Here is a 15,949-nt window from a genome sequence, read left to right as displayed (position 1 = left end):
ACGACCAGCCCGGCGGTTCAGCGCTTGGGGCGGTCCTTGGTGAACTCGCGGTACGCCTCGGTGACCGTGTCGACGTCGCCGTCCATCCGGATCAGGCCCTTGTCGATCCAGATCACGCGGTTGCACATCGCTCGCACCGAGGCGAGCGAGTGGCTGACGAGGAAGATCGTGCCCGCCTGCTCACGGATCGCGTCGATGCGCTCACGGCTCTTCTGCCGGAAGGCTGCGTCGCCCGTCGCCAGGGCCTCGTCGATCATCAGGATGTCCGGTGTCGCCGCCGTCGAGATGGCGAACCGCAGACGAGCTGACATCCCCGCCGAGTAAGCGCGCATCGGCAGGTAGACGAAGTCGCCGAGCCCGGAGAAGTCGACGATCTCGTCGAACTTCGCCCGGACCTCCTTCGTCGTCAAGCCCAGCGCCAGCCCGCCGATCATGATGTTGCGCTCGCCCGTCAGCTGCTTCATCAGGACCGCGTTGACCCCGAGGAGCGACGGCGTGCCAGAGACGTAGACGTTGCCGCCTGCGGGCGGGATGAGGCCCGCGAGCGCGCGCAGCAGTGTCGACTTCCCGGACCCGTTGGTCCCGACGATGCCGATCGACTCACCGTGCCGCGCCACGAACGAGACCCCGCGGACGGCCTTGACCTCGCGGATGCCCTTCTGCTCCTGGCGTCCCTTCCCGAGCAGGCGCCGCGCGACGGACGACGAGCTGCCCGGCGCGACGGCCTTGCCCGCACCGAAGACCCGGTAGTGGACGTGCAGGTCGTCGACGATGACAGACGGCGCGCCCAGCACGGTCTGCGCCGCATGCTCGGGCAGGTCGTCGGCGTCGACCTCGAAGTCGATCTCCTCAGCGCTGACGTCACTCACGTCCGTACCTCGCCTCCGCACGCCAGAAGATGATGAAGCCCGCCACGAACGTCGCCACGGCCCACACCACCGCGGCGATCCACATCGTCGCGTCGAGCGGGATCTGGGGCTCGTCGAGGAGCGCCTGCCGAGCGAGGTTGAGCATGACCGCGAAGGGCTGGTACTCGAGCACGGCGTGGAGGACAGGGCCGGCGTTCTTCACGTAGTGCGTCACCGGGAAGATCACGCCCGAGGCGTACATGCCGAGCCTCAGCAGGAACGGCAGCACGTTGACCAGGTCCGGGACGATCGCGTTCCAGCGCGCCACCATGAACGCGACACCCGAGTTGAACACGAACATCAGGAGCGTCGCCGGGATGATGAGCAACCATCGCCACGTGATCGGGACGGGGGTGTTGTCCGGGAAGAACCCCGACGCGATCGTGAACAGCACCATGACGACGAGCGCGGGCAGGAGCGACGCGAGCTGGGACAGCACGGCCGAGAGCGGGAGCACAGACCGCGGGAAGTGCAGCGACCGCACGAGGTTCATGTTGCTCGAGACGGACTTGGCGCCACCCGTGACCGAGTCGCTCACGAACCGCCACATGAACGTGCCGACGACGATGAACGCGATCGAGTTGTCGATGCCGCCCCGGGCCCCCAGGAGGAACCCGAAGATGATCACGTACACGGCCGCGTTGAGCGCGGGGTTCAGCAGCGCCCAGAACTGCCCGAGGTAGGTGTTCTGGTTCTCCGCGTACGCCTTCGACGTCGCGAGCGAGCGGACGAAGTGTCGCCGCTCCCACGTCGAGCGGATGTACTGACCGAGAGGCGGACGCACCCCCATGCGGTGGAGGCCGTGGAGCTCGGCCTGCGCCGCGGCGTCGGCCAGGACCTCTTCCTGGGACAGCATGGGCGTGACCGACGGCGGGCTCGAGGGTGTGCCTGGCACTGCGCTCCGATCGGCGGGGACGGTGGGCGGCGGCGCCCAGGACCAGGCACCGACCAGCGCTTCATCCTACAAGCCCGCGGTTGTCCAGCCAGTGAATCGTGCACAGCCAGCACAGATGTCTGCGAGATCTTCACCCAGGTGCCGCTCACGCCCCAGGACCACGCACGGGCGCGCCACTAGACTGACGGACGGCGCCCGGACCAGGTCGTGCCGTCGTCCACGACGCCGTCGCTCCCTGATCCGCCACGAGAGCCCGACCGCACGGTCGGGCGGCCCACCCACGCGTCCCGTTCGAGGAGGATGGTCACAGGTGCGAACCGTTGGAGTCGTGCTCGCCGGAGGTGTCGGCGCCAGGCTGGGGCTCAACGTCCCGAAGCAGATGGTCAAGGTCGCGGGCAAGACGATCCTCGAGCACACGGTGGCCGCCCTCAACGGCTCCCCGCACATCGACGAGCTGATCGTCATGATCACGCCTGGCTGGTCGGAGCAGACTGCCACGCTCCTCGGCAGCCGGTACGAGAAGCTCACCCGGATCCTCGAGGGAGGCTCGACCCGCAACGAGACGACGCGGCGCGTGCTCGACGCGCTCGGTGACGAGGAGTGCAAGGTCGTCCTGCACGACGCGGTCCGCCCGCTCATCGACGAGCGCATCATCGCTGACTGCGTCGCTGCGCTCGACACTCACCAGGCGGTCGACGTCGTGATCCCCTCGGCCGACACGATCGTCGCCGTCGACGAGGACGACGTCATCACGTCCATCCCGGACCGCAGCACGCTGCGCCGAGGGCAGACGCCGCAGGCGTTCCACCTCTCCGTCCTCAAGGCCGCCTACGCCAAGGCGCACGAGGACCCGGGCTTCTCCGCGACGGACGACTGCGGCGTCGTGCTGAAGTACCTCCCCGAGGTGCCGATCAAGACGGTCCCTGGTGCCGAGCACAACCTCAAGGTCACCCACCCGGTCGACCTCTCGATCGCCGACAAGCTCTTCCAGCTCGCGTCCCACGCCGCCCCGGGCCACGCCGACCGCGCGTCGCGGGACGCAGCCCTGCGCGGCAAGACGATCGTCGTCCTCGGCGGCTCGTACGGCATCGGTGCCGAGATCGCACAGCTGGCCGCCGCCGCGGGCGCGAACGTCGTCGCGCACGGCCGTTCGACGACGGGCGTGCACGTCCAGGACCCGAGCCAGATCGCCGCAGCGTTCGCGGAGGCCGCGCGCGAGCACGGGCGCATCGACGCCGTCGTCCTGACCGCGGGCGTGCTGCGCACGGGCCGCCTCGCCGACGCGTCCGACGAGGACGTCGTCGAGTCGATCCAGGTCAACTACGTCGCGCCCGTCCAGGTCGCGAAGGCCGCCTACCCGTACCTCAAGGAGACGCAGGGCCACCTGCTGTTCTTCACCTCGTCGTCCTACACGCGCGGCCGTGAGAACTACGCGCTGTACTCGTCCGCGAAGTCCGCCGTCGTCAACCTCACCCAGGCGCTCTCCGAGGAGTGGGCCGCGCAGGGCATCAAGGTCAACGTCATCAACCCGGAGCGCACGGCCACGCCGATGCGCACGCAGGCGTTCGGCGAGGAGCCGCCCGGCACCCTCCTGTCCGCCGAGGCGGTCGCGACCACGTCGCTCGACGTGATCACGTCCGCCATCACCGGGCTCGTCGTCGACGTGCGCCGCGAGGACGCCGCCCTGAGCAACGAGGCGGACGGGTCCGGGACGAGCACCTCCGACGAGGTCTGACATGACCCTGCGGGGGCAGCTCGGCAGGCTCCTCGGCCGCACCCGGCGCGCGGCGCCGACGCTGAGCGTCGTGGTCCCGGTCCACGACGCGGCCGACTACCTCGACGACGCCCTCGCGAGCCTGCGCGCACAGACCCTGACCGACCTGCAGGTCGTCCTCGTAGACGACGGCTCGCAGGACGGGTCCGCACAGATCCTCGCGCGGGCCGCGGCCGCAGACGCCCGCCTCACCGTCCTCCACCAGCCCCACAGCGGGCCGGGTGCGGCGCGCAACCTCGCGCTGCGGCACGCGACCGGCCGCTACGTGACGTTCATGGATGCGGACGACCTGATCCCGGCCCACGCGTACGAGCTGATGGTCGACACGCTCGAGCGCACAGGCTCGGACTTCGTGGTCGGCGCCGTGCGCAGGTTCCACAGCGAGCGAGAGTGGCGGCCGCACTGGGTGCGCGCCGCGCACGCCCGCCCCATGGACGGCGCGACGCTCGAGACGTGCCCGGACGCGATGCTCGACGTCCTCGCGTGCGACCGGCTCTACCGCCGCGAGTTCTGGGACCGGCAGGTCGGCGGCTTCCCCGAGGGGGTCGTCTACGAGGACCACGTGCCGATGCTGCGTGCCTACCTGCACGGCGCGCGGTTCGACGTGCTCACCGACGACACGTACCTCTGGCGGCAGAACGCGACCGGCACCTCGCAGCAGAAGGCCGACCTCCAGAACCTGCTCGACCGCGCGCAGGCCAAGGACGACGCCTGGCAGCTCCTCACGTCGGAGGGCACCGAGCTCGAGCGCAGGCTCTGGCTCGCACGGGTCCTGGACCTCGACCTGCCGCTCTACCACCGTCTCGCGGTGGAGGCCTCGGACGAGTACCGCGACGTCCTGCGCCGCACCGTCACGACGTACCTCGAGCCCGCCCGCGAGAGCGGCGCGCTCGACCGTGTCAACGCCCCGCACACGGTCGCCGCCTGGCTCGTGGCCCACGGCGACTGGGAGGCTCTGGGCGGTCTCGTCGCCCCGGGCGCCGCACCCGTCCTCGCGGTGCTCGACGGAGGCGTCGCGCGCCTGCCGGCCCGCCCGGTCGCGACGGACGCACCTGATCTCCCCGACGACCTGCGGGCCGTGTCCGTCCACGAGTCGCGACTGTCCGCACGGGTGCTGCGCACCCGGTGGCGCCCGGACGGCTCGCTCGACGTCGAGCTCGCTGCACGGGTCCACGGCGTCCACGTGCCGGCCGACGACGTCGTGTGCACGGTCGTCGCGACCGAGCCCGACGGCCGGGCGCACCGGTTCCCCGCCTCCGTGGACCCGTCGGTGCGCACGGGCGGCGCCCGCGCTCCCCGCGGCACGACGCTCGGGGTGCGCGCACAGATCGACCCCGCGGCGGCAGCGCAGGGTCCGACACCGCCGGACGTCGACCTGACGGTCGAGGTCCGCGTCGGCGAGTGGTCGCGCACCGCCCCCCTCGCCGTCGCCCCGGGCTCGGGCGCCTCGCACCGCCCGAGCACGCTCCTGCCCGGCACACCCGCGCGCGTCGCAGCGCTCACGACCGCCAAGGAGCTCCCTGACGGGCTCGGGCTGAGGTTCTTCGACGCACCTGCGACGCTCGTCTCCGCGCACAGCACCCCCGACGGTGCGACCCTCGAGGTCCGTCCGACGGGCGGGCCCGGAGCCGTGACGGCCGTGCGTGCACGGAACACCGACGTCCAGACAGCCGCAGCACCTCGGGACGGCGCGTGGCGTCTCCCGCCGCTGGGCGACGGCACCTGGGTCATCGAGGCGCAGGTCGCGCAGCGCTGGGTGCGCGTACGTGTCGACGAGGCCACGGCGGCCCTCCTGGTGGACCCTCTGCGCCCAGGCCCCCGCTCGACAGTGCGCGTCCTCGTGCCCGCACCGCCCCTGCTCCTCGCACTGGGCACGTCCCCGGACGCGCTCCTCCTCACCTGCTCAGGTGAGAATCGCGAGCACCCCGGCGAGACGGCCGTCCCGATCGCCGACCTGCGCGCACGCCTGACCCGCGCGGAGGCGGTCGAGCGCAACCCGTTCGACGCCGCACCGACGACGGCGCTCACGGACCCCTCGGGGACGCCGCTCGCAGTCTCGCCCGTCCTCGCCGCCGAGCTGCCCGTGACCATCGATCACGGCGACCTCACGTTCGAGCTGCACACGCGACGAGGCCTCGCTCACGTGACGACGCGCCGCCGCATCCCGGCCATGCCCGTCCCCGCCACGCGCACCGCGGGCACCGACGACTGACGCCGCGCACCCCAGGGGTGCGCGGCGTCAGGTCAGCGGTCGTCGAGACCCGTCACTCAGGGACGTGCTCGTTCGCCCGGGCCAGGTCCTCGGCGAAGTCCACCTCGACCGCGTAGAGGTCGGAGATGTCGATCGCCTCGACGACCATCCCGTCCTTCTCGATCGCCACCTCGATGCCCCGCTCGAAGTAGTCCTGCTCGCCGACCTCCTCGAGGCGACGGATCAGGGTCTCCTTGTCCTTCGCGGCGACGTAGTTGATGCCGACCGACTCGCCGAGCGCCTCGTCCGTCGGGATCTGCTTCGAGAGCAGCTTGACGTGACCGTCGGCGTCGACCGTGTACTTGACCTCTTCCTCGGCGACGGTCGAGGTGTTGACCGCGATGACCGACGTGTCGGCCTCGATGAGCGGTGCGAAGCGCTCGAAGATCCGCGGGTCGAAGACGACGTCGCCGTTCATCCAGATGACACCGCCGGGGCCCGACGCACGCAGGACGCGCAGCAGCGACTTCGACGTGTTGGTGCGGTCGAACTCCTCGTTGTAGACGAACAGGGCGCGCGGGTGCGCCTCCATGATCATCTCGAGCTTGAAGCCGACGACGATGTACACCTGCGCGTCGCCGAAGCCGACGCTGATGTTCTCGAGCTGCTGCGCCATGATGCTGCGCCCGTCGCGCAGCGGCGTGAGCGACTTCGGGAACGGCTTGCCGAGACGCGTCCCCATGCCAGCCGCAAGAATCGCTACCTGAACCATCAACTTCCTCGTCATCCGTCGTCGGTGCTGACCGGTGCGGTCACCACGGCAGACTATCGGAAAGCACCCGCGAGAGCGCCGCTCCCGCCCGTGTCAGACGCGCTCGAGGAACGGGCACGCGTCGAGGAGACGCCGGTAGTTGAACTCGATAGCGCGACCGTCGAAGTCGAAGACCTTGTCGAGCTGCTCGACGGTCAGCGGGTGTGCCGCGAGGTCGTACTTCTTCGGGGTGCGGTGCTTGTTGACCGACAGGTTGTAGTCGTGGAACTTGAAGTCCCGCCCCTTCGGCGTGGTGGACGCGAGCCAGGCGCTGGGGATGCCGTACGCGTCCGCGACGATGAGGCCGTGCAGCGACGAGGTCACGACACGCTTGCAGGAGAGGATCGCGTCGATCGTCTCCTCGATCCGGTCGGTGCCGAAGTCGATGAGCCGGACGCCAGGACCGGGCTCGACCTTCTGCCACTTGCGCTCGGACCAGCGCACGATCACGCCGATCTCGTGGGTCTTCTTGACCTCGGGGTAGTAGTACAGCGGCGCGAGCAGCGCAGGGTCCCCGTACACCTCGGGGCACGACATGCCGTGGCTCAGGAGGCGCGCGCGGGTGAGCGGCCCGCGGACGGCGAGGTAGGTCGCGTCGGGCTGGAGCTCCGTCTCGGCCTCCTGGCCGAACATGCCGGTGCCCCACACGAGCGACCCCGGGAGCGCACGCTTGATGACCGAGCCGATCGAGACGTAGCTGGGGCCACCAGGTCGCGGCTTGCCCGCAGGGATGCCCGTCATCTTCTCGATGAGCCACGGGGACAGGAGGTCACCGAAGTTGGGGGCCACGGGCCACCACACGAGCGGGACCTTGCCGTCCTCGACCGCGAGGTCGCTCACGCGGTACTCGTCGGCGATCGACCGGTACCTGCCCGGACCGAAACGGTCAGGCATCCACCGGCCGAGGATCGTGCGGGCGGCGCGTCGCGCGGAGCGGGAGACGATCGATCGGGTCATGGGTCGTCGCGACCTTTCTGAGCAGGACGATGTCCAGCGGGCTGGGGCAAGACGGGCAGGCTGGGGCAGCACGGTGGCGTGGGTCGAGGCGCGCCGGTCAGGATCGGCGACGGCCCCGGTCGATGAGCATACGTGCTGCCTCGAGGAACCCGGACGCATAGTCGCCGTCGGGGAAGTCGCCGAGGTAGTACTTCATCATCTCGGTGCGCGCACCCGCGAGCGGGTCCTCGCCGAGCAGCTCGTCGAGCCGCTCGTCGAGACCGGCGAGGTCGCCGGGCACGATGTACGCGGCTCGGGCGGCGGGCACCTCCTCGACGATCTGCTCGACCGTGCGGTCCATCGACATGATCGCCATCGGCTTGCCCGACTTCAGGTAGTCCGACACGACCGCGGACACGTCGCAGACCATGGCGTCCGACGCGTTGAAGCAGTCCTCGACGGACATGTCCTCCTCGGCCGCAGGCCCCCAGAGGTGCTCGCGACCGGTCTCGCGCGCGTCCTGCGCGAGGATCTGCTGGACCTTGGCGACGAGCGCCCGCCCCTCGTCCTGCCCGTAGTTGAGCGGGTGCGCACGGAAGATCACGCGGACGTCGCGCTGCAGGAGGCGGCGGACGAGCTCCTCCCCCACAGGGAGCGAGTACACCTCGGTGTCCTTGTACGGGCCGACCCACGTCGGCGCGTACAGCACGGTGCGGTCGCTCAGCCCGGCGACCGGCCCGCGTGCGGCCGAGATCAGCTCGACCTGGGGCCGCCCGACGATCATGAACTTCTCGCGCGGGATGCTCACCCCGTGGCGGGCGTACCGGTCGATGCCGGCCTGACCTGCGGCGAAGATGTAGTGGTAGATCCCGTGGACGGGGTTGAAGCACGCCGGCTTCTCGGAGTCGCCGTGGTTGAGCCAGACGTTCGTCAGCTCCGGGCGCTCGACCATGTGCGTGTTGCGCGTCGCGTTGTTCACGTAGAACACGGTCGACAGGCTCGGCACGTCGACGTCGTCGAGGCTGCGCAGGGTCTGCCGGTAGATCACGGGCGCGTCCGTCAGCTCGGCGATCTGGCGGGCCATCGCGGGCGTGCGCGTGACGACGACGTACTTCCGGTCGATCCGGCGGAAGTAGTCCTCCCACATCCCGTACTGGTAGCGCGCCCCACCGTTGGAGGCGAAGTAGACCGCGAACTGCGGCGCGTACGCGATGACGAGCTCGCGCAGCTGCTCGCCGTCGGCCCGGCTGCGGAACGCCTGGAGCGCGGCCGCGACGAACGCGACGACGGCCGAGGCCGCCGCAGCGACGCCCAGGGCGAGGACGAGCCAGCCCGTCGTCCCGTCGAGCGGAGCGGCGACGACCGAGGCGAACGTCGCTACGAGCGCAGCGACCACCGCGAGCACGACCGCGGCAGCGGAGCTCGCCGGCGCCTGCTGCATGTCCACGCGCATCCCGGGGAGGTTCTTGGCGTCCGCGCCGCGCCAGAGCTGCAGCGCGAGCGTCTCCGCGCCGGTCGCTGCGGCGAGCGCGGCGAGCGCGATGCCCCAGGCTGCGGGCGCGCCAGCCTCGACCTGGTGCGCCGCAGCCGCGAGCAGGACGACCCACGCACCGGCGTCGGCCCCCACGGAGCGCCGCAACGGGACGTCCGTGACGAGACCGGTCACAGGACGTTCGAGGATCGCGGTGGCCGCGAGCAGCGCGGCGACGAGCACGACAGCGACGGGGGCGTCCACGAGCAGGAGCCAGGCAGCGAGCGCCGCGAGCACGACGTTGCGCACCGGGTCGACCGCTCGCTTGGTGCTCGGCCGCGTGAGGATCCCGCGCACACGCGCCACGAACTCGTTCTGCGGCGTCGCGGCCTCGGCTGCCACCCCCGCCTCGGCGTCGTCGGCGGCAGCGTCGTCGGTGTCGTTCGGCTCCTCGTCGCGCTCGTCGCCCCGCGACGCGCCGACCCGGTTGTCGATCGCTCGCGAGGCCGCCTGCACGAAGTGGTCCGCGTAGCCCTCAGGCTCGAAGTCGCCCAGGTAGTAGTTGCGCACCGACGTGCGCTGCTCCGCGAGCGGGTCCTGACCGAGCATCGCGTCGAGCGCAGCCCCGAGCCCCTCGAGCTCGGCGTCGACCACGTAGGCGCCGCGAGCCACCGGGTACTCGTCGACGAACCGGTCGACCGGTGCCGAGATCGCCATCATCGCGAACGGCTTGCGGGAGAAGAGGTAGTCCGACACGACCGACGAGACGTCGGAGACCATCGCGTCCGACTCGTTGATGCACTCGACGATCGAGCGCTCCTTCTCCGCGGCGGAACCCCACAGGTGCTCGGTGCCGGTCGTCTGGCGGTGCGCGGCGAGCATGGTGTGCACGCGCTCGATGGTCGCCGCGTCCTCCGGGAAGGCGTAGCTGAACGGGTGCGGGCGGAAGACCACGCGCGCGCCGCGCTCGAGGAGCGCAGCGACGATGCGCTCACCGAGGTGCAGGGACTGCAGCGCGGTCTCCGCGACGTGGCCCCGCCAGGTCGGCGCGTAGAGCACGGTCGGGGTGCCACCGCGGGTCGCCGCGTGCGGGTCGATCACGTCGATGTCCTCGACCTGGGGGCGACCCACGACGACGAACCGCTCGGGCGAGATGTGGACACCGTGCGCCGGGTAGCGGTCGATCGCGCCCTGGCCCGCCGCGAACACCTGGTCGTACATGGCGTGGGTCGGGTTGTAGGACGGCGGCTTGTCCGAGTCGCCGTGACCGAGGTAGACGTGCGTGAGCTGGCTGTAGCGGACCATCGCGTTGTTGCCCGAGCTCGCGTTGACGTAGAACACGGCGCCGAGGCTCTGGCTCAGCATGCCGTCGAGGTCCTTGTTCGACGCGCGTACGACGACCGGTGCGGTCGTCAGCTCCGCGAGCGGCCCCGCGGCCTCGGGCGTCCACGCGACGACGACGTAGCGTCGGCCCGTCCGCTCGAGGTACGGCAGCCACATCTTCACCTGGTACGACGCGTCGTCGGGCCGGGAGGTGTAGACGATGAACTCCGGGTCGTACTTCCGCACGGCGCGCAGGACCGCACGACGCAGCCGCGGGCTGCGCACCTGCGTCACGACGCCGCGCACCGTGAGCGCCACGACGTGCACCATGCCGAGGAGCGTCGCGGCCCACCACGTCGCGCCCGGGGCACCGAGAACGACCGCCGCTGCGGCGAGCGGCCCGACGAGGCTCGAGGGGAGCAGCCAGACGAGACCCCAGCCGCGCGACGTCGTGTCCGGGACGCCCGGCAGGTGCGCCGCCCAGGGACGGCGGGCGCGCGCGACCCGCAGCACGAGCGGCTCCGCACCGACGACGAGCACCGCGACGGCCACGAGCGACGCGGTCAGGGACGTCCCGACCTCGTCGACGACGAGACCTCCACCGAGCACCACGAGCGCGGTACGGGCGACGACGAGCGTCGCGGCGCCGCCGCGCGGGCGGGCCTTCAGACCCACCGGGTCCCGCAGCGCCACGACGACGACCGCCACGGCCCCGGCGACCAGGACGGCGGCGCCCCACGCGGGGGTGACGGAGCCGGACCACGTCGCGACCGCGACCGTCGCGACGAGCGCCGTCACGACGCCGCGCACGAGCCTGGTCCACAGGTCGAGCGTCAGCACGGTGCGACCTCCCCGCAGGTGGACGGGCGAAGGAGGGTGACGCGCATGTGAGGAGCTCCAGGTCGGGCGATGTCGGCGCTGACGATCTTAGCCCGCGACGCCTGGCTCCTCGGCGCTGCCGGAGGCGCGGACCTCGTCGAGAAGGAGCGCCTGGAGAGCCGCGGTCGCCGTCCCCGGCGGGTACGCGACGTAGCGGTCGCGCAGCCGCTCGCGGTCGGACCGCGCCGGGTCGTGGTCGAGCTGCTCTGCGAGCACGGCGCTGACGGTCGCCCCGCTCCCGGGCTCGAGCACCGGCACGACCCCGGCCAGGGGCGAGCGCGCGACGAGCGCGGCGCGGTCGCCGCGGCGGTCCGTGACGACGACCGGGGCGTCGGGCCGCAGGACGAGGACGTCGATCAGCACCGAGGACACGTCCCCGACGACCAGGTCGACGGCGTCGAACAAGCCGGTGACGTCGCCGTCGACCGAGCACACGTGACCCGCGCCCGGGTCGCTCTCGCCCGCCTCACGGAGGACCGCCAGGACGCGCTCGTGCGCGTCCCGCTCGGCCCCGGGCGGGGCCGCGAGCGTCCGGGGGTGCGGCCGGTAGACCGCACGGACCCCCGGCGTGGTGACGCACGCTCGCACGATCGCCTCGCCGAGCACGTCGAGGGACGTGAAGTTGTTGTCCTGGCTCTCGCCGAACCAGGTCGGGGCGTACAGCACCGTGCGTCGGCCCGGCACCCGGTCGAGCGTCGGCGCCGGCAGGACGTCGAGCTGGGGGCGCCCGCACGCGACCAGGGGCAGACGGTCGCCGTCGAGCAGCCCCCGACGGAACCTCTCGATCGCCACCTGACCGGCGACGACCACGAGGTCGTACGCGAAGGACTGCCGCGCGACGCTCGACGCCTTGTCCGACTCGCCGTGGCCGACGTGGACGTGCCGCACGGAGCGTGCGCCCAGCGAGTCGACGTTGCGCACCGAGTTGCTCGGGTACATCACGACGCGGGTGCCCAGCTCCCGGTATGCGGTGCGCAGCGCGGCCGTGCTGACGGCGAGGTGGACCGGGAGGGACGTGGCGCTGCGGAGCGCCGCCGCCGACCCCGGGTGCCGCGCGACGACCGCGACCTCGAGGCCGTCGAGGGCCTCGAGCACCCGCAGCCACTGGCCGGACTGGTAGAGCCGTGCCGGGTCGTCCGCGACGTAGAGGACGACGTCGGCGCGGCCGTCGACCGCCTGCACCTGCGGGGCAGCACCCCGCGAGCGCACGCGCACGAGCGCGGACCGGGCGCGGCGCCCTGGCCCTTCCGCGAGGGCGAGCGCGAGCTCGACCGCGCGGCCGCGAACCCCGGCGTCGCGCAGCGCTGCCGCCGTGCGGGCGGGCTCGGGCAGGTCGGGCGCCGAACGGAGCAGCACCTCCCGGTCGGCGACGACCCGCGCGACCTCGTCCGCGACCGATCGCGCCGAGACGGTGGCCACGCGGTGCCGATCGATCGCCGGGAGGTCACCCAGGACGCGGCGCACCTGGGCGTCGTCGTGCACGAGGACCCGGTCGAAGGCGACGAGCAGCCGCGACGTCCCGTCCTCCCCCGCCGCCTCGGGCGACCCGAGGTAGACGTGCAGGGCACGCCGGTAGGACAACGCCTGGAACGTGCGGCGTGCGGTCAGCGGGTGCAGCACGACGGCGGCACCGAGCACGTCGTAGACAGCCGTGAGCTCGTCGGTCGTCCGGGCCCGTACCACGCGCAGCGACGTGAGCCGCCGCAGGTCCCGCGCGGCCCGCGCGTCGCGCGCGACGAGGACGGTCGGCACGCTGCGCGCGACCGTCTCGACGAGCGGGAGCCACGCGCGAGCGTCCTCCCGCCGCACCCGCGGGACGGGCACGTCGACGACGACGCTCGGCGTCGGGGCGTCGGCACGCGCAGGGCCCGCGTGGGCCGGAACGGCCGTCACGGCCGCAACCGCCCTTCGGCGCGCAGCCGGCGCACGACCCGCTCGCCGGCCAGACCGTCGTCACGCGGGGCGAAGCGGCTCCGCCACGCGTCGTACCGGTCGGCGTGGTCGCGGGCGACCCGCGGCAGGTCACGGAGGTGGTCCGCGAGCGCGTCGGCGTCCTCCACGACGGGGCCCGGCGCGACGGGTAGGAGGTCGAACGTGAACCCGCGGAGACGGTCACGATAGTCGGCGAGGTCAGGGACGAAGAAGAGCATCGGGCGGCCCGTGACGCAGAAGTCGAACATGACCGAGGAGTAGTCCGTCACGAGAGCGTCGGACGCGAGGAAGAGCTCGGAGATCTCGGGGTACGTCGACACGTCCAGGACGCCGTCGGCGAGGACGTCGTCAGCCTCGGCGAGCGTGCGAGCGTGCCCGCGCACGAGGATCACGAAGCGCGGGCCGAGCGTACGGGCGAGACGCGCGACGTCGAGGTGGTCGACCTGGTCGAGGCGGTCGTCGCGCCACGTCGGGGCGTAGAGCACCGCCGTGACGTCGTCCGCGAGGCCCAGCCGCTCGCGCACGGCCTCGCGCACGCCCGCGCCGTCGCTCAGGACGTCGTTGCGCGGGTATCCGTCCTGCCAGACCTTCCCGCGGAACGCGTACGAGCGGCGCAGCATCCGCACCGCGAACGGGTTCTGCGCGAGGAGCACGTCCCAGCGGCCGCTCTCGCGCCACGTCGCGACCGCCGCGGCCGGGCGCAGGCCCGGTCGCATGAGCGCGATGCGCTTGAGCGGCGTTCCGTGCCACGTCTGGAGGACCGTTTGCCCGGGCCGGGCGCGGAACCGCTTGCGCAACCAGTCGTTGACGACCAGGACCTGCGCGCGCGAGCGTGCCGCCCACCACTCCCGGCTGCCCTCGACGACCGCGACCGCGCCGGGCGGCACCTCGACCGAGGCGTCCACGACCGACCAGTACCGGGTGACGTCGGGAAGCTCGCGGGCGAGCGCTCGGTCGATCCCGCGCGGGTTGCAGGACGCGTTGCGCCCGGAGAAGCTCTCGAAGAACACGGACGGTCCCGCAGCCGCCGCGGGGCCTGCGTCGCGACGGTACCAGGCCTCCCAGCGGGCCTGCGCGAGGGTGCCGCGCTCGTCGTCGCGCAACGGTGGGGCGAGGTGCAGCACGAGCTGACCGCTCTCCGTGCGGAGGGTCGCGCTGAACAGGCCGGCGACGAGCCGCGTCCGTGGCACGAGGTGGCCGTGCGGGCGGGGCGCGGCAGGCCCGTGGCCGTCGCGCGCCACGGCGACCCGGTAGGCGCCCGATGGCGGCGGCAGCGCGGGACCGCCCCACCGCGACGAGAGCAGCGGGACGTGCACCCACCACCGTTCGCCCTCGACCGTGACAGGTGCCGAGGCGCGCCAGCGGCTTCCGACGACCTCGACGGTCGACGGTGCGCCCTCCGCCACGGCGCCGCCCAGCTCGAGGACCGGTCCGTCCGCCGTCGCGTCGAGCAGCCCCTCGCCCGGGAGCCGGACGTCGACCGTGTCGACCACGACGCCGTCGTCGGGGCGCGCCTCGGGCTCCGGCCTCGGCTCGGCGCCGGTCAGCAGGCGCTCGGACGCAAGGCCCGCGAGCCGACGCCGCACCTCGTCGTACACGCGTGCGGCGGCCTGGCCGTCGGGAAGGTCGTGGAAGCGGAGCGCGAGCGCGCGGGCGTGCGCGACGAGCGCGTCGTGCGTCGCGTCGTCCGCGTCGGCGCGGGCGAGCAGGGCGAGGAGCTCGTCCCACGTCGGCACGTCGCTGCCGCCCGAGAGCTGCGCGTACGGCTCGTACGTGCCGCGTCGCGCGACGTACTCCTCGGCGTCGGGCGCGAGGAACAGGACGGGCCGCCCGAGCAGCGCGAAGTCGATCGCGATCGACGAGTAGTCGGTCACGAGGACGTCGACGGCAGGCAGCACCGGGGTCACGTCCGTCTGGACGTCGGCCCCGAGCATGAGGACCCTGTCGGTGAGCTCGGAGGCGGCCGCGTAGCTGCCAGCACCGAGCGGGTGCGAGCGCACGAGCAGGAGCGAGTCGGTCTCGTCGAGGTAGGCCGCGATCCGCGCCCACTCGTCGGTCGACGGGACCGCAGGGTCGGGGGCGCCGTCGCGCCACGTCGGCGCGTACAGGAGCGTGCGACGGTCCTCGAGGCGCTCGTCGCCGAGCAGGTCGGCGAGCCTGCTGCGCGCCGCGAGCGCAAGCTCGTCCGGGGCCCCGGCGAGCAGGACGTCGTCGCGCGGGTCGCCCGTCACCGCAACCTGGTCGCTGCGCAGCCCGAACGCGCTGCGCAGGCGACGGCCCGACTCGACCGACGCCACCGCGAAGATCCCGATGCCCCGGGACGCCCAGCGGTAGGCGAACCGGATGAGCGCTCGCGCGCCCGGGACGGCGCCCAGCGGGCCGGGCAGCCGCAGCGCCTCGGGAGAGTCCAGGTGGAGGCTCTTGAACGGGACGCCGTGCCACAGCTGGACGACGAGCGCGCCGCTCGTACCGAACCGGTTGACGTCGCCGAACCCGTGCGTGACGACGAGCACGCCCGCACGCAGGGTCGTGAGGAGGCCCTCGCGGCTCGACCTGAGCACCGCCTCGATGCCGAGGCGCCGCGCGTCCGCGACGTCGCGCTCGTGGCGCGCGACCCACACGACCCGCACGTCCGGGTCCACGCGACGCACGTGCTCGAGCAGGACGCGGGCACCCTCACCGACGCCGATGCCGCTCGCGAAGGCCCACAGCTTCGGGTCCCGACGGATCACGCGGCTCGCGAGGTGCCCCGCGCCGTAGGCCGGGAGGGACAACAGCTTGCGGACGTTCCCGCGGGCGAACGTGAATCGGAGCACGGCTGGAACGCTA

The 15,949-nt window shown here is 72.5% G+C and carries 9 protein-coding genes; 2 read left to right on the top strand and 7 right to left on the bottom strand.

What is annotated here, in order from left to right; translation table 11 throughout:
- Nucleotides 1–17 precede the first annotated feature (17 nt).
- Both AC4F3Q_RS10655 and AC4F3Q_RS10650 read right to left on the bottom strand, forming a co-directional pair.
- Nucleotides 18–869 carry an ABC transporter ATP-binding protein gene (locus tag AC4F3Q_RS10655; RefSeq protein ID WP_491039940.1) on the bottom strand — a complete coding sequence of 284 codons (852 nt, stop codon included), beginning with the start codon at nucleotides 867–869 and terminating at the stop codon, nucleotides 18–20.
- Nucleotides 862–1,764: an ABC transporter permease gene (locus AC4F3Q_RS10650; protein ID WP_491039939.1), complete on the bottom strand. Its 903-nt coding sequence runs from the start codon at nucleotides 1,762–1,764 to the stop codon at nucleotides 862–864. The genes AC4F3Q_RS10655 and AC4F3Q_RS10650 overlap by 8 nt, the downstream gene beginning before the upstream one ends.
- A 349-nt stretch (nucleotides 1,765–2,113) precedes the next feature.
- On the opposite strand from AC4F3Q_RS10650, the gene AC4F3Q_RS10645 reads away from it, so the two are divergent.
- Nucleotides 2,114–3,538 (top strand): SDR family NAD(P)-dependent oxidoreductase, encoded by a 1,425-nt coding sequence (locus AC4F3Q_RS10645; RefSeq protein ID WP_491039938.1) that lies wholly within the window; start codon nucleotides 2,114–2,116, stop codon nucleotides 3,536–3,538.
- A 1-nt stretch (nucleotide 3,539) separates the two neighbouring features.
- Nucleotides 3,540–5,789 carry a glycosyltransferase family 2 protein gene (locus AC4F3Q_RS10640; RefSeq protein WP_491039937.1) on the top strand — a complete coding sequence of 750 codons (2,250 nt, stop codon included), beginning with the start codon at nucleotides 3,540–3,542 and terminating at the stop codon, nucleotides 5,787–5,789.
- A gap of 52 nt (nucleotides 5,790–5,841) precedes the next feature.
- Here AC4F3Q_RS10640 and AC4F3Q_RS10635 read toward each other — a convergent pair whose 3' ends face one another.
- The 5 genes from AC4F3Q_RS10635 to AC4F3Q_RS10615 form a co-directional block, all read right to left on the bottom strand.
- The gene (locus tag AC4F3Q_RS10635; RefSeq protein ID WP_168447928.1) at nucleotides 5,842–6,543 is read right to left on the bottom strand and encodes a phosphocholine cytidylyltransferase family protein; all 702 of its coding nucleotides are present in this window, start codon (nucleotides 6,541–6,543) and stop codon (nucleotides 5,842–5,844) included.
- A 90-nt stretch (nucleotides 6,544–6,633) separates the two neighbouring features.
- Nucleotides 6,634–7,536 carry a polysaccharide pyruvyl transferase family protein gene (locus AC4F3Q_RS10630; RefSeq protein ID WP_491039936.1) on the bottom strand — a complete coding sequence of 301 codons (903 nt, stop codon included), beginning with the start codon at nucleotides 7,534–7,536 and terminating at the stop codon, nucleotides 6,634–6,636.
- A gap of 97 nt (nucleotides 7,537–7,633) precedes the next feature.
- Complete coding sequence (locus tag AC4F3Q_RS10625; protein WP_491039935.1) at nucleotides 7,634–11,149, bottom strand: CDP-glycerol glycerophosphotransferase family protein; 3,516 nt, start codon at nucleotides 11,147–11,149, stop codon at nucleotides 7,634–7,636.
- Between the two features lie 87 nt (nucleotides 11,150–11,236).
- The gene (locus AC4F3Q_RS10620) at nucleotides 11,237–13,081 is read right to left on the bottom strand and encodes a hypothetical protein (RefSeq protein WP_491039934.1); all 1,845 of its coding nucleotides are present in this window, start codon (nucleotides 13,079–13,081) and stop codon (nucleotides 11,237–11,239) included.
- Nucleotides 13,078–15,936: a CDP-glycerol glycerophosphotransferase family protein gene (locus AC4F3Q_RS10615; RefSeq protein WP_491039933.1), complete on the bottom strand. Its 2,859-nt coding sequence runs from the start codon at nucleotides 15,934–15,936 to the stop codon at nucleotides 13,078–13,080. Before AC4F3Q_RS10615 ends, AC4F3Q_RS10620 begins: the two co-directional genes overlap by 4 nt.
- Between the last annotated feature and the right edge of the window lie 13 nt (nucleotides 15,937–15,949).

This window comes from Flavimobilis sp. BM9 (assembly GCF_058313055.1).
The sequence above is the reverse complement of the archived record's forward strand: the minus strand, read 5'-3'. Positions and strand labels throughout refer to the sequence as shown.